Raw genomic sequence first — 24,716 nt, forward strand, 5'->3', positions numbered from 1 at the left:
CCATGCTGCAACCTTCCACTGCTCTCGCATCAATCGTGCGCCAGGCAGGCCTTGAGGATCTTGCCGATGCCATCACCATCGACCAGTCCGCCTGCATCGCTGAAATCCATACGCAAGCTCGCTGCGATGAGCTCGCCGCAGCGAGCGAACGCGAGCAGATGCTTGCAGACGTCGCCGCGATCGGCTTTGACCTATTCGTAGCAGCGCTCGTTGGCCGCATCGCCGTGACCTTCGTCGGCCTGGTCGGACGGCCACTGGCGCGCCGTCGCACCAAGATGCGGCAATCCCGACACGACTGCCACCTTCCAGAGGGAGGCCTGCTCGATGGGTGATCCCAAATTCATCCTGCCCATCCTGATCGTGGTGGCTGTTATCCTCATCGCTAAGAGCATGGGGGCACGGCGTTCATCGGGGCCGACGCTCGACGTCCGCCCTGCGCCGCTGATGACGCACGTGGAGCGTCGCACGATCTCCTACATCGAAACCGCTCTTCCGTGGGCGCGGATCCACGCGCAGGTGTCCATGGGCGCCATACTGGCACCAAAGAAAGGACTGACCCGGTCGAAGGCCACGACGGTGCGCAATCGGTTCTCCAGCAAGCGCGTGGACTTCGTTGTAGAGGATCGCGCGACTGGAAAGGTCGTCATGTTGATCGAGCTCGACGACCGATTCCACCGACCTGGCGACGATGCCCGGCGCGACAGAATGATGGCCGCCGCCGGCTATGCCACGCTGCGCTTGCCGGCGAGCGAACAGCCGACCCGCGAAAGCGTGCACCGGATGCTCAGGCAGGTCTTTGAGCAACAGCCGGAACTCCTGCCGCGGGAGCTTCGCCATGGGGCTTGATGATCGAGACTACATGAAAGAGCGCTATCGCAAACGGTGCAGCCCCGATGAAGGGAATACTCGTTGGAACGAACGTAAGAGCCGCGTGGAGCGCAACGATGGCGTTCCTCTGGGCAGTGCCGGTTGGATCGGCAAGGATCCTTGCGACGCCATCAAGAGCAAACACCCAGGCTACGCCACTACCAGCCCGCTAAAGGATAAGAAATCCAGCGGCCCATGGTTCAAGACGAAGAACCACGGTTTCCACTACCAGAAGAACCGCTGGAGGCCCAAGCGGAACGGTCGCGCGGCCAAGGCACGGTTCTCGTGGGCCGGGAAGCTGATCCTCCCACTGATCCTGCTCACCTACGGTGTGCGGATGTACACTGATGCCAAGCGCTGGGACTTTCTGCCGGATTTCAGCATCTCGGAGCCGTTTCCCGAAAACGGGGAGTTCAAAGTTCGGCGCGCGTATGCGTCAGGCCCGACCAGTCCGCTCACAGTCGTTTCCGGCGAGCGGAAGGCAGTGGTTCAATTGCTTGATCGTAAGTCGGAGCCGATCTTTGCCGTCTACATCCGCGAGAACGGCACAGCCAGCGTTCAGGTGCCACGCGGCGCATGGACGCTTCGCCTGATCGAGGGAAAGACCTGGCATGGCGACGACGAGCTTTTCGGCACCAACACCGTGACCGAGGACACCCAAAAGAAACTCGACTTCTCGACAATGGGTCACACCATCGACCTGCGCCGGCGCTTCGATGGAAACCTGAAAACCGTAAACCGGTGGGTCGATCCGACCTTCTAAAACCCTTCAATCTGAAATTGCATGGAGACTACTAATGAAGAAATCCTACCTGCTTGCGTTCACCATGGCGGCCTGCCTCGCTTCGCCGGCAGCGGCTCAAAAAATCGGCAAGGGCGGGACCGGCGTCGATGAGAACAGCGAATTGCCGCAGTGTGCCCAGCCTTTGGGAACCGTAGCGCTGATCGAAGACAAGGCACCCAGCGTCGACGACCAGATACCGCCGGGTATGCGCGCCTTGATCCAGATGGCCGAGCGCCAGAATGGAGGATCGACGGCCAAGGTAGACCCCTTGCCGTTGCTGAAGCTTCTAGCCGCCCACTCCAACTGCTTCCTTGTAGTCGAGCGCGGCGGCGCAATGGACGCGCTGCAGCGTGAGCGGGCCCTCGCTGCCGGTGGATCTGTCGCTAACGGTCAAGCCCTCACCGGAGCGACGCTCACGGCGGCCGACTACCTGTTGCAAGCCCAGGTGCTCTACAGCGATGCCAATAGCCGTGGAGGCGGCGGCGGCGTGGGAGGAGCCTTCGGTTCGGCCGTGGGCCTCAAGACCAAGACCCTTGAGAGTCAGATCATGCTCTCGCTGATCGATGTAAAAACGGGTGTGCAGCGCGCCGTGGCCACAGGATCTGCCCGAAAGAAGGATGTAAGCCTCGTGGGCGGGGGTCTGCTCCTCGATATCGGCGTTGGCGCACTTGGCGGCGCTTACACCTCGACAGACATTGGAAAGATAACGTCGCTGGCAATGCTCGACGCCTACCGGAAAATCGCGAGCGATGCCCAAACTCGGCTGCATCCGATTAAGCAATAACAGCAGGGTAGTTAGATCCGAGACGGGTGCCGCGGGTGGCCTCAGGTTGTCGGTCGAAGCGCGCGCCGGCAACCTTGATCGCCAAGGCACCTCATCTACCGAGGGCACCGATGGAAGGGGTCAGTTCCGGTAGGGGGCGAAATGACACCCTAAGCGGAATAGCCGGGTTGGGTGGGGAGCGGACATCAAGGTGCTGGATGGGGGCAGCCATAAGCGTCTCTGTAACGCTTCCCCCAGCATCGTATGAAACCATCCAGCACGTTCAGATTTACAGGCCATTTGGCGTTCAGCGGCTTCCCGTCAGCGCCCTTCATCGTATCCCAGTCGAGCGGTTTCGGCATTTGCGCGAGGCTCGCCCGAGCAGCCTGCAGCTTGGCCATGTCTCCTCTAAGGAAGGCGACGCTGCCATCTACGTAGGAGTTCCAACCTATGCGATCTTCGGCAGGCCTGCGTGACTGTTCAAAGAGGCTTAGGGCCGCCTCATAATCTCCGTCAAAGGCACGGTTCTGGCCCTCATGCCAAAACAGGATGTACCGGCGATCCTTATTTTGCAGTCGCCAGTCCCGGATGAGATCAGCAGCCTCCCTGTCGCACCCCTTGCTAGCCAAGGGTCGCCACCCACCTCGAGGATCTTGGTCAAACTGCCGATAATCAAGTTTAAGAAGGGCTTCGCGGTCAAACGCACAGTCTGCGGGCATGGCCGATGCACCCGCTGCGGATAAGGCAAACGCGACCACGTGGCTGATCGTAAGCATGTTCGCAAATTCCCTCCATCGATGCGTGACATAGTGGTTAGCTATCATTTGCAGTTATGTCCGCAACGGGGCGGTAGCTGTCACGCCGAACTAATGGCGGGCGGCGATCAGATGTCGGTCAGATCCTCGGGGTAACGCCCGCCCCGCCGACAGAAAAGACGCCATGTGTCCTGTCCACGCTCAGTGACATGAAGGCGGACAGGCCCGTCCGATGAATGCACAAGGAGCCCAAGCCGGATGAGAGGGCCAATGGTACGATCACCGATCACTTTTTCCCGGTTTCGCCCGGGCACGACCATCGTCCATCCCGGCGTTCCGCGCTCAGTGAGCGCGGGCTCCAGATACCCATTCCGCGTGTCATCGGCTTCCCGGCCAAGAAAAAACAAGCAGATGCTCCAGAAGGCATCCCTGGGTCGGGGAGGGATTATCGCCCATTCGAGAGGACCCGTTGTATCGGGCTGCTCATGCACCGTGGTGCTAATTGTTGGACCGTCTCGCACACCTTCACGATAGGCGCGCTCCAGCGCCTGTGCGATAGCGCCAGCGGTGTCGACAGTGTAACCATATTTGCGGTCATGGCGATCTTTGGCGACGATGCCGCGAGCGATCTCACGGAAGCGTACCTTGCGCCGTGGATCAGGCGGCAGGCGTGGCGGCGCTTTTGTCATGCCGCTATTTCCTCGTCAGGAGCGCCATCCGCTCTCGCCCGCCCGACGATTGCAGCGACTGTATTCTTGCTCAGGCCAAGGTCGCGAGCGATCCAACGATAACTGCGTCCCTCTTCAACCAGCGCCAGCACTTTGGGTCCAAGCCGATCGGACTTGGGGCGCTGCCCCGTTTGCCGTCCGAGCTTGCGCCCCCGCGCCCGTGCTGCCGCGAGGCCGGAACGGACACGCTCGCTGAGCATGTCACGCTCGAACTGCGCGATGCCGGCAAGCAGCGTGGCCATCATCCGCCCATGTGGCGTGTCGACCTCAAACGTCATGCCGCTCATCGCTACCACCGACACGCGCCAGCCCGACAGCCGGTTGAGCGTATCGAGCAGATCTTGGGTCGAACGTCCCCACCGGCTGAGTTCGGTAACGAGGATCGCATCGATCTGTCGCGCCTGTGCCAGCTTCATGACCTGGTTCCGTGCGGCCCGGTTCGCCTTCATGCCGGAGGCTGTCTCACGGAACACTTCCACCACTTCATAGCCGCCCCGCTCGGCAAAGGCGGCAAGGTCGCGCAACTGCCGCTCGCACGACTGGTCACCGGTCGAGACCCTGGCATAGATTGCGGCGCGCTGTCCCAATTGAACCTTCCTGAAATCAGGCCCCGAAAAGCCTTGATTTGCGTGGGGTCAGTGTTGTCCAAAACAGACTTCTGATCAACTGGGACAATGCGCTTGTGTCAAGACGCCATATCCTGACGGCGCGTCAGCGCTCGGCTCTGCTCGATCTCCCGACCGACGATGCGTCGCTGCTCCGCCATTACATTTTGGCTGACGATGACCTGATCCACATCGACCGGCGACGGAGGCCGGAGAACCGGATCGGCTTCGCCCTTCAGCTATGTGCGCTGCGCTATCCCGGACGCGCCCTCGCTCCGGGCGAACTGATCCCACAGGCCATCTCGGTCTTTTTGGGTGCCCAGCTCGGCATCCCGGGTGAAGCGCTCGTTCACTATGCCGCCCGTCGTCAGACCCGGCAGCAACACATGGAAGCGCTGCGTCGCATCTATGGCTACCGCATGTTCCCAGGACGAGGCCCCCATGCACGAGCCTTTCGGCAGTGGCTGGTCGCAGAAGCCGAGCAGGCCCATTCGAATGAGGATCTGGCGCGCCGATTCATTGCACGTTGTCGTGAAACGAAGGTCATCCTTCCGGCGACATCGACGATCGAGCGATTATGCGCTGACGCACTGGTTGCAGCGGAGGGCCACATTGAAACGCGCATCGCTGGTCGGCTTGATGCGACACGCGTAAACGTCTGAACGCGCTGCTGATCGAGACCATGCCCGGCAATGTCAGCCGGTTCGTCTGGTTGCGCAAATTCGCGGTGGGTCATAACTCGACGGCAGCGAACCGTCTGTTGGACCGACTTGAATTCCTGCAGGGCATAGGTTTGTCGGTAGAGAGCCTGGCCGGGGTTCCGACCCACCGGGTTGCGCGGCTACGCCGGCAGGGGGAACGTTACTTCACCGATGGTGTACGCGATATCGGCGTAAACCGGCGCCTGGCTATCCTCGCCGCCTGTGTAATTGAATGGGAAGCGGCTATCGCCGATGCGGTCGTGGAAACCCATGACCGCATCGTGGGTAAAACCTGGCGGGAAGCGAAACAGGTGCACGAAGCCCGCATCGGCGACGCCCGAACAACCGTCACCGATACGCTGCGCGCGTTCACCACGCTGGGCACGGCCATGATCGAGGCCCGCAACGATGGCGTGCCGATAGAGACGGCACTGACGCAATCGCCGGAATGGGCCAGGCTCGACGACTGGGTGGCTATCGCAGCGCAGTTGAGTTCGACAATGGCTGAAGAACCGCTCGCCCATGTCGGGCGCGGATACCATCGTTTCCGCCGCTATGCCCCGCGCATGCTACGATGCCTCAGGATTGGTTGCGCCCCGATAGCAAAGCCGCTTCTGGCGGCGGCAATGGCAATCGGCAATGCGCGGTCGTCAGTTCACCCTGACATCGATTTTCTGCGCCCCAATTCGAAATGGCGCCGGCACCTCAAGGTTCAGGAGGCCGGGGATGGCCACCTTCGGGAAGTCGCTGTTCTCTTCCATTTGCGCGACGCCTTCCGGTCCGGGGACATGTGGCTGGCGCATTCCCGACGCTACGGCGATATCACGCAGGTGCTGGTGCCCTTGACGATGGCGCAGGAACAAATGGGTCGATTGACCTTGCCACGCGATCCTCATGCGTGGCTTGAAGATCGAACGAGGCGACTGGAAGAGGGCCTGAAGCGGCTCGGAGCCGCCGCCCGTGACGGCACGATCCCCCACGGAAGTATCGAGGACGGTGAACTTCGGATCGATCGGCTCAGCGCCGCTGTCCCGGATGAAGCCGAGGAACTCATCCTCGACCTTTATCGCCGTCTGCCTCCGGCCAGAATAACGGACATCCTCCTCGAGGTCGATGCGGCGATCGGCTTCACGGAGGCTTTCACTCACCTGCGAACCGGTGCACCGTGCGAGGACAACATAGGCCTGCTCAACGTCTTGCTCGCCGAAGGCCTGAATCTCGGTTTGCGTAAGATGGCCGAGGCTTCAAACACTCATGATTATTGGAAACTGTCGCGGCTTGCCCGCTGGTACGTTGAAAGCGAGGCCATGAATCAGGCATTGGCCATGGTCGTCGCTGCGCAGGGCAAACTGTCTATGGCGGCGCACTGGGGCATGGGCGCCAGCGCGTCCAGCGACGGCCAGTTTTTCCCGACCGCACGGCATGGCGAGGCGATGAATACGATCAATGCCAAGTATGGATCAGAGCCGGGTCTCAAGGCCTATACCCATGTCAGCGACCAATTCGCGCCCTTCGCCTCGCAGACCATCCCGGCCACGGTGAGCGAGGCTCCCTACATTCTGGACGGCCTGTTGATGAACGAGGCCGGCAGGCAGGTGACGGAACAGTTTGCGGATACCGCAGGCTATACCGATCATGTTTTTGGACTGAGCGCGCTTCTCGATCGTCGGCTTGTGTTGCGCATCCGCGATCTACCCTCCCGGCGCTTCTACGTTTTCGACCCGAGGGCAACGCCAACGGAGCTGCGAAAACTCGTCGCCGGTAAGATACGCAAGGACATCGTCGTCGCCAACTGGCCCGATCTGTTCCGCAGCGTCGCAACGGTCAACGGCGGCAGGATCACCCCCAGCCAGTTGCTTCGCAAACTGGCGTCCTATCCCCGGCAGAACGATCTGGCCCTCGCGCTGCGCGAGGTTGGCAGGGTCGAGCGGACGCTGTTCCTGATCGACTGGATTCTTGACGCTGACATGCAGCGGCGGGCGCAGATTGGCCTCAACAAAGGCGAGGCGCATCACGCCCTCAAGAATGCGCTGCGCATCGGCCGTCAGGGCGAGATCCGGGATCGGACCAGCGAAGGCCAGCACTATCGGATCGCGGGGCTCAATCTGCTTGCGGCCATTATCATCTACTGGAACACGCTCCACCTTGGTGAGGCTGTCGACCTGCGCCTCCGGGATGGTCTCGATGTTCCGCCTGAATTGCTCGCGCACATCTCGCCGCTGGGATGGGCTCATATACTTCTCACCGGCGAATACCGCTGGCCCAAGGGAGCTGAGCCGGTATAAAATTGTCCGGTAAATCTATGATCTGTATCTGCAAGAAAGTACGATGGGCCAGTCCAAGGATAAACCGCCAACCGAACGTGCGATCCGCGCCCTGCTCGACAAGCATGACTGTCCGGTTCCTTACCACGAAGTGAGGACGCGGTTGCTGGGCAACATCGCCTGTCCCGATCCCGCCGTGCAACCCATGGCGGTCATCGCCGGCCTGTGGGGTGGAGCGTTGCCCGAGTTCGACAGCGTGGATGACGCCAATACGCTGCTAAACGCCCTGGTCATGGGTTTGTGGAATGAACTGGCCGACCATCAGGACCCAAAGAAGCCATTTCGAGCTACTCGTGTTCCGCTGGAACCGACCAGCGCCAATCTCGGTAATCTGGGCATGGTCCGTGCGCAGGAAGTCGAAGGTTTCGTCGAAGGGCTGTTCAATGGCGAGAAGGAAGCCGGGCTACCCGAACGCGCACATGAAGCGGTTACGCACCTCGGAGAAATCAGAGCAATGATGGCCGGAGTCGCCGATCTCATCGAACGCACGAAGGATGAACCTGAAGATCGCAGGCAGATTAAAGAGACGATCAAGCATTTGCGTGTGATGACAGAGATCATGGAGACCGAAATCCATGCAGCGGTTCTGGCCTGTACGCGGGCGCGCGCCCAAGGCCTCCCCGGTATCACGACGCCGTTAGGAACGCGGCATTGAACCAGAATTCGGATGCGGAGCTGCGTCTTCGCGAAAAGCTGCGCAAGATCGAAGCCCTGTTCGCCGGCGCCGCCACGGCAGGTGAAAAGGCCGCAGCTGGTGCCGCCGCAGAACGTATCAGGCGCCAGTTCACCGAAACGAGCCGCCGCGAAACGTCGGAAGAGTTCAAGTTCTCCATTCCCGACCCGTGGTCCCGACAGCTCTTTACCGCCCTCTGCAGGCGCTATGGTCTCAAGCCGTTCCGCTATTCACGCATGCATCGCCAGACCGTGATCGTCCATGCGCCCGTCAGTTTCATCAATCAGGTTCTGTGGCCCGAGTTCGAGGAACTCAGCGATGCCCTTTCCGCGCACCTGCTCGAAATCACCAATCGCATCATCCGCGAGGAGGTCTATGCGACGCCGGGAGAAGCTGATGAAATCGCTGAACCTGCGCGGCTGCGATAGCAAAAATTCTTGACCGATCGCTTAGGGTGTCATTTCGCCCCCTGCCGGAACTGACCCCCTCCATGCCCTGCGCGCGGCCTTTCCCTTCCTGCCCGTCAGCTTCTCCACCGAGGGGCTGGGCGGGGCCGAGCGGCGGTTGCGCCGCGGCGATGCGGCGCTCGCGCTGTGTATCCTGTTGCCCAGCGTCCCCGAGGACGTCGCCGCGCTGCCGCTGCTGGGTGTCGACCTCGTGCCGGTGGTTTCGCCCAGCCACCCGCTGGCGGCGCTGGGCCGCCCGGCGGCGCCGGCCGATCTGGAGGAGCATGTCCAGCTCGTCCTTTCGGACCCTGCCGCGCCCGACGGTCCGAGCCATGGCATCATCGGCACCAGGACCTGGCGCTTCGTGGACCTTGCCCGGCGCCTGGATTTCCTGCTGGCGGGCCTGGGGTGGTGCCGGATGCCCGAGCCCCTCGTCGCGCCGCACCTGGCCGACGGTCGACTGGTCGCCCTGGCGATCGAAAGCGACCCTGCGCGCCCCACCGAACCGCTGACGATCTATGCCGCTCACATGCGCAGCCGCGTCCTCGGCCGCGCCGGCAGCTGGCTGCTGCAGGACCTGAAAGCGCGGCTCGCCTGATCGGGAGCGCTTGGCCCCATCCGCAGGACGATATGTTCTCTACCCCGGAACCCGCCTGACCGCTGTCACCTTTCACGGGCAAAGCTCAGCCGGTTCGGAGAGCGCCCCGTGGCGATCATTCCAGGCCGAACCGGGATGGCTTTCACTTGCAACTATTACGGTGCCACATCTAGCTCATGGGCGCTCAACCGCAGCTTGCGTCCGTCCCACGACCGGGCAACTGCCTTCCCAATGGCGATTGCTCTTTTTTCTACGAGCAGGAAGGAAAGTGACGATACAGCAACGACAATCAGCGATACGGCACAAAGAGTTAGATTTGCTTCAGCAAAGCCGAGTTTGCTCATCCAGCTATTGGCGTCAACAAACAGCACATCGATGACGATACCATGAAGAAGGTATATACTGAACGATATCTCACCTAGAACCCCAGCAGGACGCGTGTCCAAAAGTCCCCACACGTTATTGCCTGCAGCAACACAGATAAAAAATATTCCAAATAGCGGCAGGGAGATGCCGTAAGGATTTCTGGTCGCTGTCATTGCTATAACGAGGCAGCCAACTGCGATAACAGAACACATTCTAGAGCAAAGAAGGTTCTTAAGGTTCTCGCGTGCCTGTATTTCGTATGCGAGCATGCCTACGCCAAAAAGCGGCAGCATACGTAGAAATTCGAGGTCGTGATTGAAGACCTTGCTAAAAATGCGGCTTGCGAATGCTAAACATAAAAGAGCGACTGGCAAGGTCCAAGAGGGTAGCCTACGGTTCTTCACTATATCCATTGCGATGGCGGACAACGGTAGTACTGCGATGTAGAATACCCACTCATACCAAAGCGACCAAAGGACATACGCATTTATTCGTCCGCTGTCAGTGTATCCGAGAAGATCCGGCTCACCAAAGCCGCTCAGCCAATGGGCAGCGGCATAAGCATAGGTCGCGTTGAACGTTCCGCCTGCGCGATAATATATAACGGCGGTGATTAAGATTACAGATAATAGTGTAAGTGGCAGTATTCGAAATACTCGTGTTATATAAACAGTAATCCAGGATGTACTTTTCCATCCGTTTAAGATTCTAGGATAAAATACAAATCCTGTCGTCATAAAAAACAATGCGACGGCGCCGGCACCCATCTGTGCGATAAAATTAACATCCGGCGCGTCCCATGTGCCGTTGAAGTACTTGATGTTAGTCCAGATGTAGAAATGATGAACCATCACGGATAGGGCCAGGCAACCCCTCAGTCCATCAACGCTTCCTAGGCGGTGTGGACAAATTTGAGCCAGTATCTGGCGGTGGCGATATGAACCATTCCGAGGAAGCTATTGGCAAGCTGGTCATATCGGGTAGCGATGGCGCGGTTGATCTTGAGGTGGCCGAACATGCGCTCGATGCGGTTGCGCTGTTTGTAGAGCGCCCGATCATGTTCGATTTTCACGCGGCGGTTTGACCGGCCAGGAATGACGGCCTCGATTTTCCGCTCAACAAGGTCGGCGCGGATCGCGTCGGCGTCGTAACCTTTGTCAGCGAGCAAAGCGTCAGGTGCGCGCTCGGGCAGACCGATCAGGGCATCATAGGCTTTGCAATCTGCTGCCTCGCCGACCGTCAAATGGAAGGCGAGTGGTCGTCCAAGGGCATCGGCCAGGCAGTGAAGTTTACTGGTGAACCCGCCCCGCGAGCGGCCAAGAGCGCGTCGATGAGTCCCCCTTTATGGATGGCTCGCCCCTTAACTGAGCGTTGTTGCCTCACGGCAGCAAGCCGTTTGAGGATGGAGCAAGGGTCATGGACATATCGGTTCTCGGGATTGATCTGGGCAAGAACAGCTGCAGCGTGGTTGGGCTGGATGTAACGGGCAAGGTCGTTGTGCGACGACGAATGCGGCGCGAGACGGTTATTACCTATGCGGCGAGCCTGCCGGCCTGCGTCGTGGCGATGGAGGCTTGCTGCGGCGCTCATCACATGGGCCGGGCGCTGGCACGACAAGGTCATGCGGTGCGGTTGATGTCGCCGGAATATGTTCGCCCTTACGTCAAGGCGCAGAAGAACGACGATCGCGATGCCGAGGCGATCGCGGAAGCGGCAACACGCCCGACGATGCGGTTCGTGGAGCTGAAGACCGAAGAGCAACTCGACATGCAGACGCTGCACCGCATTCGCGACCAGCTGGTCGGCGACCGCACCTCGCTGATGAACCAGATCAGAAGTCTTCTCCTCGAGCGCGGCTATATCGTTCCACAAGGGCGCGCAAAGCTTGCCGCGCGCCTTGGCGAGATGCTGGACGACGACGAGCCAGTGCTTGGTCCTCGCATTCACCGGCTCGTCAGCGATATGCGTCTGCGTTGGATCGCCCTCGATGAGCGGATTGCAGATCTCGATGCCGAGTTCACCGAGGCTGCTCGCTCAGATGAGCGGATGCGGCGTCTGCTGAGCATACCCGGTATTGGTGCACTCAACGCGACCGCGCTGGTGGCAGCTGTCGGAGACGCCCGGACCTTCGGGCGTGGTCGCGATCTTGCCGCCTGGTTGGGGTTGGTGCCACGGCAGGCGACCACCGGAGGCAAACCGCGGCTGCTCGGAATCACCAAGCGCGGCAGCCGATACTTGCGCAAGAACTTGATCCAGGGCGCCCGTTCGTCGCTGCCGACGATGAGCAAGAGCGATACGCGGCTCGGCGCTTGGCTGCGGGGCTTGCTGTCGCGCTCCCACCCCAACACCGTCGTCGTGGCGCTGGCGGCCAAGATGGCGCGCATCGTCTGGGCGCTGCTGCGTCACGAACGCACCTACGAACCAGTCGCGCAAGCGGCGTGAGCGAGATCGGCTGATGCGGCGTGCACCGGCCGGATGATGTCTGCGGGAGGTGAGTGACAGATGGCCTGACAGTCGACCGGTGTCCTGGAACCCTACGGCGTAAAATGGCACTTGATGCCGGCCCCTTTATGAGGACCAGGACGCGCGGATCTCCATCTTGGCCAACGGCTCCATGCTGAAAGGCCGGATACGTTTTCGCAGACTGCTCAGATCGTCAGAAACAAACCGCTTGCCGACGGGGCGAGCCATACGTTTCCGCCCGCTGCCGAGACGTGGGCGCGAACCGTGGTGCTGTCGATGCTGTAGTGACCGCTATCTGCCATGATTTCGGCCAGCGTCACGGCGAGGGTCTCCCAGACCCCGGCTTCGCTCCATCGCCGGAACCGCCGATAAATGGTGTTCCAACTGCCATATTTGGGCGGCACGTCGCGCCATGGAGCGCCGCAACGGAGCCGCCAGAGGATACCGTTGATGATTGAGCGGTTTTGCTCGGGCGGCCTGCCTCGACCACGGTTCTCTGGCTCAATGGGCAGGAGAGCCTTCAGAACGCGCCATTCCGCTTCAGTCAGATCGCCCCTGCTCAAGCCTACCTCCAAAAAGCAGCCTTGAATCAACCGGCATGTGCTACGTCAACCGTTATAGGGAGTGCCGATGTTCGGAAATTTGCTGCTTGCACTGACGGGGCTCGGTCTGGCCGCCTTCATGGTGAACCGCCTCTACGTCGGCATCGGCCAGCGGCAAATAAACGTCAAAGGTATCGCTTACTCGCGATCCTCCACTCCGATCATGTATTGGATCGTAATGACGCTGGCCGCCTTCGGGCTGTGCTGGGGCCTGCTCATTGGCTGTGCTGGCGTCATGCTACTCTTTCAGTAAAAACGACCCGGCAGGCTCCGCAAATTTGTCCACGCCGCCTAGTCGTCTGCCGCCGTTAGGAAGAGGGAATCCAGATCTAGCAAAAATATAACCGAGAAGAACGGCGATCATCCCCGCTAGCCCGGCAGCGACAGCAAACGAAATGAGAAACATTCAGGCCTTTCCCCCGACAGGCTGTGAGATCAGCCCGCAGACTTGGCGGCGCTAAGGGGGAAACAGGTCAGATTCAAGGCAGCGCGAGTAGGCGTTCCGCCTCGACGGCAATCCGCTGGCGTGCGCTTTGGCGCGACACGCCACCTTTGCCGCCAACCGCTAGGCAGTAAGAAGGCGGCTAGCCGGGAGCGCGCTATTGCTGGCGAGAGGTGTCAGCAGCGGGAGCGGGCGAGCATGCGCTTCCCTCCATTCTATCGAAGGGATCGCACCATCGCGCGGCGCCTTGTCCAGTCTGCCGAAGCCAACTTCACCCTCGAGTGAAACCTTGGGATCAAACAGTTAGCCGCAGTTTTGGAACGCTTCGATCCTCTTCCTCCGGGGGGCCATGGTGCCAGAGGAAAGCGTGACGCGTTGGCACCCCTGCTTAGAAAGAGGATCACCATGCGCCCTGCTCTTCTGCTTGTTTTCGCAGCCTTGCCGGCGACCGCCCAGGCCGCGCCGCACACCAGCCCGGCGGCCGCACGCCAAGTCGTGCAGCGCTATTATGCGGCGATCGAAGGGGGTGACTTCCGCACGGCGTATCGCCTCTGGGATCGGGGCGGTCAGGCAAGCGGCAAGAGTTTCGCGGCGTTTCGTCAGGGCTTTGCCGCCACGGCGCACAGTAAGGTGATCGCTGGGGCGCCGGTCGACGGCGATGCCGGCATGAGCCAGCGGTGGATCGACGTACCGGTGGACGTCTACGCAGTCCTGAAGAATGGCCAGCGCCAGCATTTCCGCGGTCGTTATCGGCTGCGCCGGGTCGTTGAGGGCGTCGGCGCCCCACCCGCCCAACAAAATTGGCACATCGATTCCGCCAGGTTGGGCAGGGTCGGCTAGGATCTACTCCCGCCAGTCATCGAAGGGATCGATTGTCACAGCCCGCTTCACTTGCTACTCCTGATGCGCTAAAACGCACCAATAGTATGACGACCCCTGGAGGCTGTTATGGCGACCGTACGCAAAACCATCACCCTTACCGAACAGCAGAATGCGTGGATCGCCGCGCAGATTGAGGCCGGTAGCTACACCAACGACAGCGAGGCGATCCGCGACCTCATCCGGCGAGAGCAGGAGCGAGGCCTTGAGGTGGAGAGCATCCGGCAAGCGCTGATCGAGGGGGAGCAGAGTGGAGATCCGGAGCTGTTCGACTTTGCCGCTTTCAAGCGACGCAAAGCCGAGCAGCATGGCTGAATACCGGCTTAGCCCGAGGGCGCAGCGCGACCTCGACGCGATATTCGACTACACCGTGGCGCACTGGGATCTCGACCAGGCGATGCGCTACACCGACCTGATCGAAGCCGCTTGCGCCGATCTGGCTGAAGCGCCGCAGCAGGCGCAGGGCTGCGCGAATATTCGGCCCGGCTATCGACGGCGCGGCGTCGAGCAGCACGTCATCTATTTCCGTCCGACCAGCTACGGGATCGCCGTCATCCGTATTCTGCATCAGCGCATGGATCCGAGCCGTCACCTGTAGGCTCTGGCCAACATGCAGGCGCCAGTCACCCAGCAGTGGCAGGCGGCAAACCCAGGATTATTCTACAATCACGGCGCCATCATGGCGGCAATTCCAGATGTTCCTGTTCCTGCTGTCCTTGGGATCGCCAAGGCCCTGAACCGCGCCCCCAAGACGGACCGGAAAGTCGAGAACGGCAAGGCGATACCGGCGTACTGGTTTCCCGAAGGCCACATAGTGGAGTTAGTAATGACGGGAAGCGAGAAAGCCCCGGGTGTCCGCATCATGATGGGACACCGCAAGTAGCCCGGTCTCTGGCAATTGGCTTTGGGGCGGGACAGCACCGGCAAGCCCGACACTCTCGCCGCGACCGACGATATCGCGCGCTCGGTCGAAGGTGCGCTGCCCAGCCCAGCCTTGCCCCGCAGTGTCGTCGATAAGACCGGCGCGACTGCCGGCACCGCGCCCCCCTTCCCTGCTTCCGATCTGCCGGACGCCCGCCCGAGCGAAGCCGCTGGATGGCGTCCTGCTGCCATATGCGTGACGGTACGTCGGAATGTCTGCGCCTCTACGTGTGTTCATGTCTACAAGTATGATCGTCGGTGCGTCGGCGTGAGACATCCGGCTTCCATCGGGCGGCCCGGTGCCATACCGTGGCGCCATGCGTATCCGGCCTTTCCTCCTTGCAGCCCTGCTCGCCCCTCTCGCGGTTCCCGCTCCCGCCCAAGTCGCGGCCGAGCCCACTCGCGTCCTGAGCGCGAAGGGGGCGCAGCGTCTGATGACGAACAAGGGCGTGACGCTCCAGTGGATCGACTGGAACACGCGAGGCACCGCCGTCGTGCGGCGCGATGGCGAGGTGTGGACGCTGCGGGGCACCCAGGCAGAGGCCGGCGGACCGGGCCGGCTGTTCCTCGAGGGCACGATAACCGAGATCGGCGCGGACTACTTCACGTTCGAGGGCCGCATCGCCATCACCGACACGCCAGACCGCGGCCGAACGTGCGACAAGACAAAGACCTGGCACTTCGCGATCACCCAGAACCGCCACTACTATCGCTTGCGTGAATTCGAATGGTGCGACGACCTGACGGACTACATCGACATCCACTTCTGAGGGCTGTCGGGGTGGCGGGGCGGCGAGACCGCTTCGCGTAGGAAAGCGGGCGGTGCCATTTCGCCTCGGCGAGGAAGCAGCCACGAAGCGCAGATTAGCGACTACTGCCTGATGGTGCGATCCGGACCCGGGTGTATGATCCTACACATGTCGACATGTCGCGGCCGATGAGCGCGGCTGTTGGTCGGTGGCGCAGGTCTCCTGCCCCCGATCCTCCATCTGGCTCGCCGCCGCAGCAGCAGCGGAAGCAGCCCAAGGCGTTACCCCCCAAAATGTCGTTATGTCTTAAATCATACATGTAGACATCTCTGCGCGTGTTCACGATGAGCCCGCGCTAAAGCTTGCGTTCATCACACGGATGGGCATTTGGCGGTCCATGGACATTCCCCGCATCTATCACGACTGGATCATATGGATCGGCGATGGCACAGGCCTCCCCGATTCCATCCTGCACATCCATGCGGGGCTTACGATCCTCCTCCTCGTGCGCCTGGTGAGCGGGCGATCGCTCGGAACCTTCATCGCCTTCGCGGTCGTGGTCCTGGCCGAGTTCGGGAACGAGCTGCTGGACTACCTGAACTATGGCCTGCGGGTGGAGGACACGCTGTCCGATATCGCCAACACGCTGTTCTGGCCTTTCGTCATCAGCCTGGCGGTGCGCCTGCGCCCCATGGCCCGGCACGACCACTAGACCCTTCCCCCACCCGCATACATGTAGACATATCGACGCACCGACACGTCGGGCAATCCACGTGTAATGCCCTCTCGGGCAGCGCGCGAATTCCTACTCGAAAGCACGAATCCAACACCGCTCAACGCCTGTCCACCACGGGAAACCGGCTTTTCCTCCCCAAAGTTCGTGCTTTCGAGTAGGAAATCCAACATGACCCAGCCTGCTTCGAAAACCCCCCGCAAAACTGCCGTTTCGCGCCGTGCGGACGCCTCCCAGCGCGACCTGTTCCAGCTCGACAGCCCGTTGATCGGCGAGATCCGCGGCGAACGCTCGCTGATGGCGTTTCCCTTCTTCGCGCTGGCCAAGAGCGCGTGGATGAAGCCAGTGTCCTACCACCACGGCCCGGTGTCGATCGAGGTGCGCCCTTCGGCCAATGGCGTCGCCACCATCTACGACAAGGAAATCGTCCTCTACATCGCCAGCCTGATGGCCGCGAAGATCGAGGCGGGGGAGCAGGTAGGCCAGGATTTCCGCTTCACCGCGCACGACCTTTTCGCGGTCACCGGGTCGAACCAGTCTGCCCGCTCCTACAAGCGCCTGTCCGACGCGCTGGAGCGGCTGCAGGGCACGCAGATCAAGACCAACATCGAGGCGGGCGGGGAAGGGGAGGAGGGCTTCTTCTCTTGGCTCTCCGAGGCGCGGCTGCACTATTCCAAGACCCGGACCGGCGAGAAGCGGCTGAAGGCCGTGCAGGTGCGACTGTGCGACTGGCTCTACCGCGCGATCCTGCGCGATCGGCAGGTGCTGGACTATGCCTCCACCTATTTCCAGCTGGGGCCGATCGAGCGGCGGATCTACGAGGTTGCGCGCGCCAGCGGCCCTGATGTCCCTGGTCGCGAATTCTGCGTCGATCTGGAGACCTTCCGCCTGCAGATCGGCTATCAGAACCCGCTGTCGAACTTCCGCACGGCGCTCAAGCAGGTCGCCGGCACCGGGAGCATTCCCGACTACGATGTCGAACTGGTCGAAGGGGAGGCCCCTGTCGAGACGCGCGGGCGCGGCCGCAAGTCGGCGCCTGTCAACGTCGTCATCACTCGCCGCGCGGCCGAGCCGGAAGCGGGGCAGGAGCAGGGAAGCGAATCGCGCGAATCAGGAGAAGAGGAGCTTGGCGAGGAGGCTTGAGCCGCCAGTTAATTCCTACTCGAAAGCACGAACTGCGAGCCATTTCCTACTCGAAAGCACGAATTAAACTGCGAATTCCTACTCGATAGCACGAACTTTTTCTGCATTTCCTACTCGAAAGCACGAACTGTAAGTTCTTCCGGTGTTGGATTTTATCTGCGAAAATGGCCCCCGCACTGGCGTGGGGCCAGTGCCGTGATTTCGACAGAAATGAAGGCGGCCGTGACCACATAAAAGAAAGCCCGGCACGAAGGCCGGGCATCCCTGAAAAGGGTAGATGGAGCGACGTCGCCAAACGCCGATCCGGAACGTGAAATAAGCAGCACGTTCCCTCCCGATACCCCAGAACCCGCGCCGGTTCAAGGATGCGCGTTTCGCGCCACACCCTCTTTTTGCCTGCGTCCCGGCCCCTGAGGGGGAAGGAAGATGACGATGCTTACCCTGGGCGAAGCGGCGGCGCTTGCGCTCGGTCGCGTGCCGACGGCTGCGCCTGCGGGAGCCCGCGCCGGCCTACGCCCGCGCGCACCTGGCCGTAGCGGCGCTCCGCATCGCACTGGCGCGCCCGTGCGACGCGACAGCATCGAGGCGGGGACCTTCGAGGAGCAGTTCTTCGCGGTGCCAGCCAAGGGCGAGACCGACCGTCTGCTGCGTATGGCGCGCACGGCGCTCGACACCGGACGGCGCCTGAAGCGCGCGGTGCGGACGCAAGGGCACGTCCTTTCGCCCGCCGAAGCCGCGCTCACCGGCATGACCGCCGCGGCCGTGCGCGTGTTCGAGGAGATCTGCACGCTGGCCCGGCTCAATGCCGGCCGCGTGTTTCCCAGCTACAACCGCCTTGCCGAAGCGACTGCGCTGGGCAGGGCCACGGTGGCCCGCGCGCTTGCAGCGCTCGAGCGTGCCGGCTTTCTGGTCCGCCAGCGCCGGTTCAAGCGCGTGGAAGGGGAGGGGCCTCGCTATGCCCAGACCTCCAACGCCTATCGCCCGACAGCGCCCCAGCGCCTGCTGCGCCTCCTGCCGCGCTGGATGACCCCGGCGCCGATCCCCGACGATGCCGCATACCGCCAGACCGAGCGCGCCGAGCAGCTGGAGCAGATGCATCGCAGCCTGACCTGCCGAGAGCTCGCCGAAACTGTTGTGGGTGGCGCGCTTGGCCGCGTTCTCGCCAAGCTGGGTGCTGCTCTCGACCGTCGCGACATGCAGCCTCAGTGCGAGTCTCAAATCCAGCCTCAACCGCTACCCGATTCAATTTCGTTCACGCCGATATGGCGTCGGGCTAGCCGCCCGACACGTCTCGCCTGACGGCGACAAGCCCTGAAATGCCTCTCGCACCTGAAACATCACATAAGACGCAGCCTCGAAGCGTCGGCTTTCGCCGCCGCAATGCTCCCCAGGGGGATCAGGTCGCTTCGTCATCTCTTGCCGGCAGACGGCATTCATGGGGAAGGGGTCTGCCCTGGAAAATCGCGCTTACAGCTCGACAAATGGACGTGTAGACATGTATGGAGGTCGTCATGTCCAACACACCTAGAACCATCGCGGTCATCAGCCAGAAGGGCGGGGCGGGCAAGACCACTCTGGCCCTGCACCTGGCCGCGATTGCGCAGTAAGCCGGCCGCGTCTCGCTGATCATCGACACCGATCCTCAGGCGACCGCCAGCCAGTGGGCCGCCTGGCGCGAGGACCGGCCGCCCGAAGTGATCGACAGCCCGCCGCCCCGGCTTGCCGCCAAGGTCGCCGCCGCACAGGGGCAAGGCGCGGAACTCGTCGTGATCGACACGCCGCCCCATGCAGACAGCGCCGCGCGCGCCGCGGTAGAAGTCGCCGATCTCGTGCTGATCCCGTGCCGGCCAAGCGCGTTCGATCTGGCAGCTATCCAGACCACGGCCAAGCTGGTGCAGCTGCTGCGCAAGCCCGCTTTTGTCGTGTTCACCGCCGGTCCGCCCAATGCGCCGCGCATCTATGCCGAGGCGAGCGAACTGGTCGACAGCTACGGTACGCCGCCGTGCCCAGTGATCCTGCCTGATCGTGCCGCCTATCGCCACGCCAGCGCCGAGGGGCGTACCGTCACCGAAGCCGATCCCTCCGGTCGTGCCGCCGAGGAAATCCGCGAGCTGTACAAGTGGACATGCCAACAACTCGACATGTCTACAAAGGAAAATCGAAAGGCCCCCGCATGAGCCGCAAGCCCAGCTTCGCCAACCTGCGTACCGCCGCCAGGCCCACCCCCGTACCCGACGAGCCCCAGGCAGCACCGGCACCCGCGCCCGCGCCTGCCGAGGACAAGCCCGCACAAGGCCGCCCTGAAAGCCGCGTCGGCCGCAAGCAGATCGCCGGCTTCTTCACTCCCGAAATGAGCTTCGCCATGCACATGCTCGCCCGCCGTCAGGGCCGCAGCCTGCAGGCCCTGATGGCAGAAGCCTTCAACGACGTACTACGCAAACACGGAGAAAGCCCGATCGGGGAGTAGGCTTTAGTGTCCAGATACCGCGTTTAGGATCGCCCGGCCGTACGCGGTCTTCTTGAACCGCTCTCCTGCGGCGCGTGCCTGGTCGGCTGAGATGAAGCCCATCTCGTAAGCGATTTCCTCAAGGCAGGCGACCTGCACGCCCTGGCGGTGCTGGAGCGTGCGAACGAACTCGCCGGCTTCCAGCAGGCTGTCGTGCGTGCCGGTGTCGAGCCAGGCATAGCCGCGGCCCATCTGCTCCACGTAGAGGTCGCCGGCCTCCATATAGAGGCGGTTGAGGTCGGTGATTTCCAGTTCGCCGCGCGGGGAGGGCTTCAGGTTGCGGGCGAACTCGACGACGCGATTGTCGTAGAAGTACAGGCCGGTCACCGCGTGGTTGGACTTGGGCTGAGCCGGCTTTTCCTCAAGGCTGATGGCCTGGCCACCTTCGCCGAACTCGACCACGCCATAGCGCTCCGGATCCTCGACCCGGTAGCTGAAGACGGTGGCGCCGGACTTGCGCGCGACCGCGTTCGCCAGCAGGTCGGTCAGGTGCGCGCCGAAGAAGATGTTGTCGCCCAGCACCAACGCGACATTGTCGTCGCCGATGAAGTCCGCGCCGATGGTGAAAGCCTGCGCCAGGCCGTCGGGGCTGGGCTGCTCGGCATATTCGATGTTCAGCCCGAACGCCGATCCGTCCTCGAACAGGCGCTGGTAGTTGTTCAGGAATTCCGGGCTGGAAATGATGAGAATGTCGCGGATTCCCGCCAGCATCAGGACGCTGAGCGGATAATAGATCATCGGCTTGTCGTAGACGGGAAGCAGCTGCTTGTTCACCGCCAGCGTGGCCGGGTGGAGGCGCGTGCCGGAACCGCCGGCGAGGATGATGCCCTTCATTTACGTGCTCCGATAAGTTCGTCGAGAATGTCGCTAAGTGCTTCCGACCAGGGTCGGGGCGTGATGCCGTAGGCAGCGCCGATTGCGTCGTGGCTCAGCAGTGAGTTGGCGGGCCGCCGCGCGGGCGTCGGGTAGTCGGCGGTCGTGATCGGCGTCACGCTGGCCGTAGAACCGCCGCGCTCGCGCGACTGGCGGAAGATCTCGGCCGCGAAACCTGCCCAGGTGACTGCGCCTGCGTTGCTGAAGTGGAAGGTCCCACTCGGGGCGGCCTCATCCTCGACCAGGCGCATGGTGATCGCCATCAGCGCCTGCGCGAGGTCCGCCGCGCTTGTGGGAGAGCCGTGCTGGTCGTCAACGACGCTCAGTGTATCGCGGCTCTCGCTGACGCGCAGCATCGTCTTGATGAAGTTGTGGCCGTGGGCCGACACGACCCATGCCGTGCGCACGATCGCGTGGCGTGCGCCGGACGTGCGCACCGCCAGCTCCCCGCCCAGCTTGGACGCGCCGTAGACGCCGAGCGGCGCTACCGGGTCGTCGACCTCCCATGCCCCGGCCTTGTCCCCGGCGAAGACATAGTCGGTCGATACCTGGACGAGCGGGATGCCCGCCTTGGCGCAGGCCTCGCCAAAGGCGGCCGGGGCCATGGCGTTGACCGTCCAGGCGGTGACAACATCGCTCTCGGCCTTGTCGACCGCGGTATAGGCGCCGCCGTTGATGACGGCGGCCCATTCACGCTCCGCCATCTTGGCGGCGATCGCGGCCGTGTCGCCCAGATCGAGCTCGTCGCGGCCGATCGCGACCACTTCCCAGCCTTCAGGCCAGGCGCAACGCTGAAGCTCGGTTCCGAGCTGGCCGCCGGCACCGGTGATGAGGATCGTACGAGGTGAGGTCACGAACTTCTCCGACGCGTCGATGTGTCGACAGTTCTACGCGGCGACACCGCGACGTTCCGCGGCCTTGGCAGCGACCAGCGGGCGCCACCAGGCTTCGTTCGCCAGATACCATTCGACCGTCTTGCGAATGCCGGTCTCGAACGTCTCGGCCGGGGTCCAGCCCAGCTCGTCACCGATGCGCGACGCGTCGATGGCATAGCGCTTGTCGTGGCCGGGACGGTCGGCAACTTCCGTCATCTGTTCGGCATAGGGCTTGCTGTCTGCGCGGGGGCGCAGCTCGTCGAGGATGGCGCAGAGCGTCTTCACCACCTCGATGTTCTGGCGCTCGTTATGGCCACCGACGTTGTAGGTGCGGCCCGGCTGTCCCTTTTCGAACACGGCCTGCAGGGCGCGGACATGGTCCTCGACATAGAGCCAGTCGCGAACCTGGTCGCCCTTGCCGTAGATCGGCAGCGGCTCGCCATCGAGCGCCTTGGCGATCATCAGCGGGATCAGCTTCTCGGGGAAGTGATAAGGCCCGTAGTTGTTCGAGCAGTTGGTGATCAGCACCGGCAGGCCGAAGGTGTGACCCCAGGCGCTGACGAGATGGTCCGAACCGGCCTTCGATGCCGAATAGGGCGAGCGCGGATCGTAAGGCGTGTCCTCGGTGAACAGGCCGGTGTCGCCCAGCGTCCCGTAGACTTCGTCGGTGGAGATGTGGTGAAAGCGGAACGCCTGCTTGGCTTCGTCCTCCAGGCCCAGCCAGTAGGCGCGTGCCTCGGCGAGCATGGTGTAGGTGCCCACGACATTGGTCTGCACGAAGGCACCCGGGCCATCGATCGAACGATCGACATGGCTCTCGGCCGCCAGATGGGTGATGATTTCGGGGCGGAACTCGGCAATTGCGGCGCGAACGGCGTCGGCATCGCAGATGTCGCCCTGCACGAAGCGATAGCGGTTGGACGATGCCACGCGCTCGACCGTCGACAGCGTGCCGGCGTAGGTCAGCTTGTCGAAGTTGAGCACCTCATGCTCGGTGTTCTCGATCAGGTGCCGAACCAGGGCCGAGCCAATGAAGCCGGCGCCGCCGGTGACGAAGATACGCATGGGTCTTGGGTCCTTCAGGCGAGCGGCGCCAGCGGGCGGCCGTCATAAGGGAACGGGCTGTCGAACTCGGCGAGCGTGGGCTGCACCTTGTCCTTTGCCGACAGTTCGGGCGTGGTGCCGGCCGGCATCGGCCAGTCGATCCCCACGCTGTCCCACCGGATGCCGCCATCATGCTCGGGCGCATAGGTGTCCGAGCACTTGTAGGTGACTTCGCAGTCTGGCTCGAGCGTCAAGAAACCGTGCGCGAAGCCGATGGGAATGAACAGTTGGTGGCCGTTCTCGGCCGAAAGCTCGGCGCCTACCCAGTGGCCATACGTCGGCGATCCCTTGCGGATGTCGACGGCCACGTCGAAGATGCGGCCGCGTATGCACCGCACCAGCTTATCCTGCCCCCGCGGCGGCGTCTGGAAATGCAGGCCGCGCAGGGTGAAGGCGGGTGCCGAGAGGGAGTGGTTGTCCTGTACGAACGTGCAGTCGATGCCGAGCGCGGCAAAGGTCGGTTCCGAATACACCTCGGTGAACCAGCCTCGGGCGTCGCCGAAGCGTTTGGGAGTGATTAGTTGGACGGGCATATATAGCGCTTACCGGTTAGTTTGAAGAACGGCAATCAAGCTTGTAGCTGGGTCATTGTGGCGACTTATCGTCCGGGGGTGGGGGCCTCTTCAGGGTTTTGAAATAGATTGGCTGTCCAGTGCACCGTCACGTGCGGGCCAATGACTTGCACCGCGCTGCGCTTGGAAGTCGGTGCATAATCACCGAAGCTCTTGAATGCGCATGAATCCACATGAGCGAGCATCGCGGACTTCTGGGATTGTAGCATGATGTGATGGAGCGCGGCCCGCGCTGCACTTGTGCGCTGAAAGGTGCAGGCGGTAAACTTGATCGTCCCCGGCGCTTCGTCTTTCCAATCCAGGATAACGTCGGCTGCAACATGATTGTTCTCGAAATAGCAATTGTCGAGATGTCCGGCTGCGCCGCCCTGCGAGGGACCATCTTCGAACAGGACACACGCAGCGCCGCGAAGGCTGCTATGGCCGTTTCCTTCCAGCGCGCAGCTGTCGAGCGAGATATTGCAGCCCCCGATCACATGGCAACCATGAGTCAGGTTGCCGCTGATCGAACAATGCACCAGCTTGTAGACGTTGGGGTTAGAAAAATTGCCTCCTCGCGCCCGCAGCCCGATCTTCCCGCCGTTGATATGGACGCTTTCCATATAGACGCGTAGCACGTCGACCATCTCGATGTTTACATCGAAGGACGACACCTCCATGTCGACGAAGCGGATCAGCGCGGCGCCATTGAGCGCCAGCCCGGTGCCACGATGGCGGGTCGACAGATCGCGGATGAGCTGAAAGCCCTGCATCGACAGCCGCAGAGAGACCCCGTCGCCTTGACCAGGCCCGGATTTGAAGCCGCGAATTTGGATCGCGGGCTGCGTCGGATCGCCGCGATAGAATAGGACGGTATTGGCCTGCCCCTCGCCCTCTATGGTCAGGCGGCGCATGTCGCCATCGTCGGATATTTTCTGCGCGTTGCGCCACTCCATTGCGACCGGTTGGGCCAGAAGATAGCGCCCGGCCGGGATAAGCAGCCTTCGGCCATTCTGCAGGCTGGAGCGATCCCGTCCCGACGCGACGTTCAACGCCGCCTGCAACGCAGGGGCGCAATCGACGCGCAATGTGCCGCTGCGCACATCAGCCAGCATCTCAGGCGTCATGAAATCGGTTAACCGCAGTGGCTCGCTTGCGTCGGGCGTGCTGCCCGACAACGGACGCGCGGTTTGCGGCGCGGGTATGGGGGAGGCAACGCCACCTGCACCCACGGTGACGAGCAGCGTTCGGCGATCAAGAGTCAT

Annotated in this window: 28 protein-coding genes and 3 pseudogenes; 20 read left to right on the forward strand and 11 right to left on the reverse strand. The window is 62.3% G+C overall.

Annotated features, from left to right (window positions below):
* Window positions 1-2 precede the first annotated feature (2 nt).
* From C2R25_RS00365 to C2R25_RS00380, 4 genes are read left to right on the forward strand one after another with little or no spacing between them, the layout of a single operon-like run.
* The gene (locus C2R25_RS00365) at window positions 3-332 is read left to right on the forward strand and encodes a hypothetical protein (RefSeq protein WP_146049581.1); all 330 of its coding nucleotides are present in this window, start codon (window positions 3-5) and stop codon (window positions 330-332) included.
* Entirely contained in the window at window positions 325-846 is a 522-nt protein-coding gene (locus C2R25_RS00370; protein WP_103727325.1) for a DUF2726 domain-containing protein, read from the forward strand. The genes C2R25_RS00365 and C2R25_RS00370 overlap by 8 nt, the downstream gene beginning before the upstream one ends.
* On the forward strand, window positions 836-1,630 hold the full coding sequence (locus C2R25_RS00375) for a hypothetical protein (protein ID WP_103727326.1): 795 nt from the start codon (window positions 836-838) through the stop codon (window positions 1,628-1,630). The genes C2R25_RS00370 and C2R25_RS00375 overlap by 11 nt, the downstream gene beginning before the upstream one ends.
* Window positions 1,631-1,664: 34 nt before the next feature.
* On the forward strand, window positions 1,665-2,435 hold the full coding sequence (locus C2R25_RS00380; RefSeq protein ID WP_103727327.1) for a CsgG/HfaB family protein: 771 nt from the start codon (window positions 1,665-1,667) through the stop codon (window positions 2,433-2,435).
* A 185-nt stretch (window positions 2,436-2,620) separates the two neighbouring features.
* Here C2R25_RS00380 and C2R25_RS00385 read toward each other — a convergent pair whose 3' ends face one another.
* The 3 genes from C2R25_RS00385 to C2R25_RS00395 form a co-directional block, all read right to left on the reverse strand.
* Window positions 2,621-3,190 carry a hypothetical protein gene (locus C2R25_RS00385; RefSeq protein ID WP_233203683.1) on the reverse strand — a complete coding sequence of 190 codons (570 nt, stop codon included), beginning with the start codon at window positions 3,188-3,190 and terminating at the stop codon, window positions 2,621-2,623.
* Between the two features lie 107 nt (window positions 3,191-3,297).
* Complete coding sequence (locus C2R25_RS00390) at window positions 3,298-3,858, reverse strand: hypothetical protein (protein ID WP_103727328.1); 561 nt, start codon at window positions 3,856-3,858, stop codon at window positions 3,298-3,300.
* On the reverse strand, window positions 3,855-4,484 hold the full coding sequence (locus C2R25_RS00395) for a recombinase family protein (RefSeq protein ID WP_103727329.1): 630 nt from the start codon (window positions 4,482-4,484) through the stop codon (window positions 3,855-3,857). The genes C2R25_RS00390 and C2R25_RS00395 overlap by 4 nt, the downstream gene beginning before the upstream one ends.
* 95 nt (window positions 4,485-4,579) lie before the next feature.
* Here C2R25_RS00395 and C2R25_RS00400 point away from each other — a divergent pair.
* From C2R25_RS00400 to C2R25_RS00415, 4 genes and pseudogenes are all read left to right on the forward strand, one after another.
* Window positions 4,580-7,488, forward strand: a pseudogene (locus C2R25_RS00400) (Tn3 family transposase).
* Between the two features lie 43 nt (window positions 7,489-7,531).
* On the forward strand, window positions 7,532-8,182 hold the full coding sequence (locus tag C2R25_RS00405) for a UPF0149 family protein (protein ID WP_103727330.1): 651 nt from the start codon (window positions 7,532-7,534) through the stop codon (window positions 8,180-8,182).
* Window positions 8,179-8,628, forward strand: a complete 450-nt coding sequence (locus C2R25_RS00410) for a hypothetical protein (protein WP_103727331.1) — start codon at window positions 8,179-8,181, stop codon at window positions 8,626-8,628. Before C2R25_RS00405 ends, C2R25_RS00410 begins: the two co-directional genes overlap by 4 nt.
* Window positions 8,629-8,695: 67 nt before the next feature.
* Complete coding sequence (locus C2R25_RS00415) at window positions 8,696-9,244, forward strand: LysR substrate-binding domain-containing protein (RefSeq protein WP_255400285.1); 549 nt, start codon at window positions 8,696-8,698, stop codon at window positions 9,242-9,244.
* Window positions 9,245-9,399: 155 nt separating this feature from the next.
* On the opposite strand, the gene C2R25_RS00420 is transcribed toward C2R25_RS00415, so the two are convergent.
* Both C2R25_RS00420 and C2R25_RS00425 read right to left on the reverse strand, forming a co-directional pair.
* Window positions 9,400-10,533 carry an acyltransferase family protein gene (locus C2R25_RS00420; RefSeq protein WP_369825678.1) on the reverse strand — a complete coding sequence of 378 codons (1,134 nt, stop codon included), beginning with the start codon at window positions 10,531-10,533 and terminating at the stop codon, window positions 9,400-9,402.
* Window positions 10,503-10,931 (reverse strand): annotated as a pseudogene (locus C2R25_RS00425) (IS5 family transposase); the annotation flags it as partial. The pseudogene C2R25_RS00425 and the gene C2R25_RS00420, both read right to left, overlap by 31 nt.
* 95 nt (window positions 10,932-11,026) lie before the next feature.
* On the opposite strand from C2R25_RS00425, the gene C2R25_RS00430 reads away from it, so the two are divergent.
* Window positions 11,027-12,052: an IS110 family transposase gene (locus tag C2R25_RS00430; protein ID WP_103727333.1), complete on the forward strand. Its 1,026-nt coding sequence runs from the start codon at window positions 11,027-11,029 to the stop codon at window positions 12,050-12,052.
* Between the two features lie 206 nt (window positions 12,053-12,258).
* On the opposite strand, the gene C2R25_RS00435 is transcribed toward C2R25_RS00430, so the two are convergent.
* On the reverse strand, window positions 12,259-12,579 hold the full coding sequence (locus tag C2R25_RS00435) for a transposase (RefSeq protein ID WP_369825679.1): 321 nt from the start codon (window positions 12,577-12,579) through the stop codon (window positions 12,259-12,261).
* Window positions 12,580-12,703: 124 nt separating this feature from the next.
* On the opposite strand from C2R25_RS00435, the gene C2R25_RS00440 reads away from it, so the two are divergent.
* From C2R25_RS00440 to C2R25_RS00490, 11 genes and pseudogenes are all read left to right on the forward strand, one after another.
* Complete coding sequence (locus tag C2R25_RS00440) at window positions 12,704-12,928, forward strand: hypothetical protein (RefSeq protein ID WP_103727334.1); 225 nt, start codon at window positions 12,704-12,706, stop codon at window positions 12,926-12,928.
* A 594-nt stretch (window positions 12,929-13,522) separates the two neighbouring features.
* Window positions 13,523-13,957, forward strand: a complete 435-nt coding sequence (locus C2R25_RS00445) for a hypothetical protein (protein WP_103727335.1) — start codon at window positions 13,523-13,525, stop codon at window positions 13,955-13,957.
* Window positions 13,958-14,065: 108 nt separating this feature from the next.
* Window positions 14,066-14,311 (forward strand): type II toxin-antitoxin system ParD family antitoxin, encoded by a 246-nt coding sequence (locus tag C2R25_RS00450; protein ID WP_103727336.1) that lies wholly within the window; start codon window positions 14,066-14,068, stop codon window positions 14,309-14,311.
* On the forward strand, window positions 14,304-14,594 hold the full coding sequence (locus C2R25_RS00455; RefSeq protein ID WP_103727337.1) for a type II toxin-antitoxin system RelE/ParE family toxin: 291 nt from the start codon (window positions 14,304-14,306) through the stop codon (window positions 14,592-14,594). The genes C2R25_RS00450 and C2R25_RS00455 overlap by 8 nt, the downstream gene beginning before the upstream one ends.
* A 12-nt stretch (window positions 14,595-14,606) precedes the next feature.
* The gene (locus C2R25_RS00460) at window positions 14,607-14,879 is read left to right on the forward strand and encodes a hypothetical protein (protein WP_103727338.1); all 273 of its coding nucleotides are present in this window, start codon (window positions 14,607-14,609) and stop codon (window positions 14,877-14,879) included.
* Window positions 14,880-15,234: 355 nt separating this feature from the next.
* A complete protein-coding gene (locus C2R25_RS00465) occupies window positions 15,235-15,687 on the forward strand; it encodes a hypothetical protein (RefSeq protein ID WP_103727339.1) in 453 nt (150 codons plus the stop codon).
* 376 nt (window positions 15,688-16,063) lie between these two features.
* Window positions 16,064-16,378 (forward strand): hypothetical protein, encoded by a 315-nt coding sequence (locus C2R25_RS00470; protein WP_103727379.1) that lies wholly within the window; start codon window positions 16,064-16,066, stop codon window positions 16,376-16,378.
* A gap of 192 nt (window positions 16,379-16,570) precedes the next feature.
* Complete coding sequence (locus tag C2R25_RS00475) at window positions 16,571-17,542, forward strand: replication initiator protein A (RefSeq protein WP_103727340.1); 972 nt, start codon at window positions 16,571-16,573, stop codon at window positions 17,540-17,542.
* Between the two features lie 426 nt (window positions 17,543-17,968).
* Window positions 17,969-18,841, forward strand: coding sequence for a helix-turn-helix domain-containing protein (locus C2R25_RS00480; RefSeq protein WP_233203684.1), 873 nt, complete (start codon window positions 17,969-17,971; stop codon window positions 18,839-18,841).
* Window positions 18,842-19,053: 212 nt separating this feature from the next.
* A pseudogene (gene parA / locus C2R25_RS00485) lies at window positions 19,054-19,719 on the forward strand (ParA family partition ATPase).
* Window positions 19,716-20,009, forward strand: a complete 294-nt coding sequence (locus tag C2R25_RS00490) for a ribbon-helix-helix domain-containing protein (protein ID WP_103727341.1) — start codon at window positions 19,716-19,718, stop codon at window positions 20,007-20,009. The pseudogene parA and the gene C2R25_RS00490 overlap by 4 nt, the downstream one beginning before the upstream one ends.
* A 3-nt stretch (window positions 20,010-20,012) precedes the next feature.
* On the opposite strand, the gene rfbA is transcribed toward C2R25_RS00490, so the two are convergent.
* The 5 genes from rfbA to C2R25_RS00515 all read right to left on the reverse strand — a co-directional run bounded on the left by rfbA (window position 20,013) and on the right by C2R25_RS00515 (window position 24,716).
* Window positions 20,013-20,882, reverse strand: a complete 870-nt coding sequence (gene rfbA, locus C2R25_RS00495; protein WP_103727342.1) for a glucose-1-phosphate thymidylyltransferase RfbA — start codon at window positions 20,880-20,882, stop codon at window positions 20,013-20,015.
* Window positions 20,879-21,775, reverse strand: coding sequence for a dTDP-4-dehydrorhamnose reductase (rfbD, locus tag C2R25_RS00500; protein WP_103727343.1), 897 nt, complete (start codon window positions 21,773-21,775; stop codon window positions 20,879-20,881). Before rfbD ends, rfbA begins: the two co-directional genes overlap by 4 nt.
* A 33-nt stretch (window positions 21,776-21,808) precedes the next feature.
* On the reverse strand, window positions 21,809-22,861 hold the full coding sequence (gene rfbB, locus C2R25_RS00505) for a dTDP-glucose 4,6-dehydratase (protein WP_103727344.1): 1,053 nt from the start codon (window positions 22,859-22,861) through the stop codon (window positions 21,809-21,811).
* A gap of 14 nt (window positions 22,862-22,875) precedes the next feature.
* Window positions 22,876-23,433, reverse strand: a complete 558-nt coding sequence (gene rfbC, locus C2R25_RS00510) for a dTDP-4-dehydrorhamnose 3,5-epimerase (RefSeq protein WP_103727345.1) — start codon at window positions 23,431-23,433, stop codon at window positions 22,876-22,878.
* A 65-nt stretch (window positions 23,434-23,498) separates the two neighbouring features.
* Window positions 23,499-24,716 carry a hypothetical protein gene (locus tag C2R25_RS00515; protein ID WP_103727346.1) on the reverse strand — a complete coding sequence of 406 codons (1,218 nt, stop codon included), beginning with the start codon at window positions 24,714-24,716 and terminating at the stop codon, window positions 23,499-23,501.

Source organism: Novosphingobium sp. HII-3 (assembly GCF_002916655.1).
Taxonomy (GTDB): domain Bacteria; phylum Pseudomonadota; class Alphaproteobacteria; order Sphingomonadales; family Sphingomonadaceae; genus Novosphingobium; species Novosphingobium panipatense.

Bases quoted from the DNA above. Each gene is read 5' to 3' on its own strand.
- C2R25_RS00365 (WP_146049581.1), top strand. From the start codon at position 3: ATGCTGCAACCTTCCACTGCTCTCGCATCAATCGTGCGCCAGGCAGGC.
- C2R25_RS00370 (WP_103727325.1), top strand. From the start codon at position 325: ATGGGTGATCCCAAATTCATCCTGCCCATCCTGATCGTGGTGGCTGTT.
- C2R25_RS00375 (WP_103727326.1), top strand. From the start codon at position 836: ATGGGGCTTGATGATCGAGACTACATGAAAGAGCGCTATCGCAAACGG.
- C2R25_RS00380 (WP_103727327.1), top strand. From the start codon at position 1,665: ATGAAGAAATCCTACCTGCTTGCGTTCACCATGGCGGCCTGCCTCGCT.
- C2R25_RS00385 (WP_233203683.1), bottom strand. From the start codon at position 3,190: ATGCTTACGATCAGCCACGTGGTCGCGTTTGCCTTATCCGCAGCGGGT.
- C2R25_RS00390 (WP_103727328.1), bottom strand. From the start codon at position 3,858: ATGACAAAAGCGCCGCCACGCCTGCCGCCTGATCCACGGCGCAAGGTA.
- C2R25_RS00405 (WP_103727330.1), top strand. From the start codon at position 7,532: ATGGGCCAGTCCAAGGATAAACCGCCAACCGAACGTGCGATCCGCGCC.
- C2R25_RS00430 (WP_103727333.1), top strand. From the start codon at position 11,027: ATGGACATATCGGTTCTCGGGATTGATCTGGGCAAGAACAGCTGCAGC.
- C2R25_RS00440 (WP_103727334.1), top strand. From the start codon at position 12,704: ATGTTCGGAAATTTGCTGCTTGCACTGACGGGGCTCGGTCTGGCCGCC.
- C2R25_RS00445 (WP_103727335.1), top strand. From the start codon at position 13,523: ATGCGCCCTGCTCTTCTGCTTGTTTTCGCAGCCTTGCCGGCGACCGCC.
- C2R25_RS00450 (WP_103727336.1), top strand. From the start codon at position 14,066: ATGGCGACCGTACGCAAAACCATCACCCTTACCGAACAGCAGAATGCG.
- C2R25_RS00455 (WP_103727337.1), top strand. From the start codon at position 14,304: ATGGCTGAATACCGGCTTAGCCCGAGGGCGCAGCGCGACCTCGACGCG.
- C2R25_RS00460 (WP_103727338.1), top strand. From the start codon at position 14,607: ATGCAGGCGCCAGTCACCCAGCAGTGGCAGGCGGCAAACCCAGGATTA.
- C2R25_RS00465 (WP_103727339.1), top strand. From the start codon at position 15,235: ATGCGTATCCGGCCTTTCCTCCTTGCAGCCCTGCTCGCCCCTCTCGCG.
- C2R25_RS00470 (WP_103727379.1), top strand. From the start codon at position 16,064: ATGGACATTCCCCGCATCTATCACGACTGGATCATATGGATCGGCGAT.
- C2R25_RS00475 (WP_103727340.1), top strand. From the start codon at position 16,571: ATGACCCAGCCTGCTTCGAAAACCCCCCGCAAAACTGCCGTTTCGCGC.
- C2R25_RS00480 (WP_233203684.1), top strand. From the start codon at position 17,969: ATGACGATGCTTACCCTGGGCGAAGCGGCGGCGCTTGCGCTCGGTCGC.
- C2R25_RS00490 (WP_103727341.1), top strand. From the start codon at position 19,716: ATGAGCCGCAAGCCCAGCTTCGCCAACCTGCGTACCGCCGCCAGGCCC.
- rfbA (WP_103727342.1), bottom strand. From the start codon at position 20,882: ATGAAGGGCATCATCCTCGCCGGCGGTTCCGGCACGCGCCTCCACCCG.
- rfbB (WP_103727344.1), bottom strand. From the start codon at position 22,861: ATGCGTATCTTCGTCACCGGCGGCGCCGGCTTCATTGGCTCGGCCCTG.
- rfbC (WP_103727345.1), bottom strand. From the start codon at position 23,433: ATGCCCGTCCAACTAATCACTCCCAAACGCTTCGGCGACGCCCGAGGC.
- C2R25_RS00515 (WP_103727346.1), bottom strand. From the start codon at position 24,716: ATGACTCTTGATCGCCGAACGCTGCTCGTCACCGTGGGTGCAGGTGGC.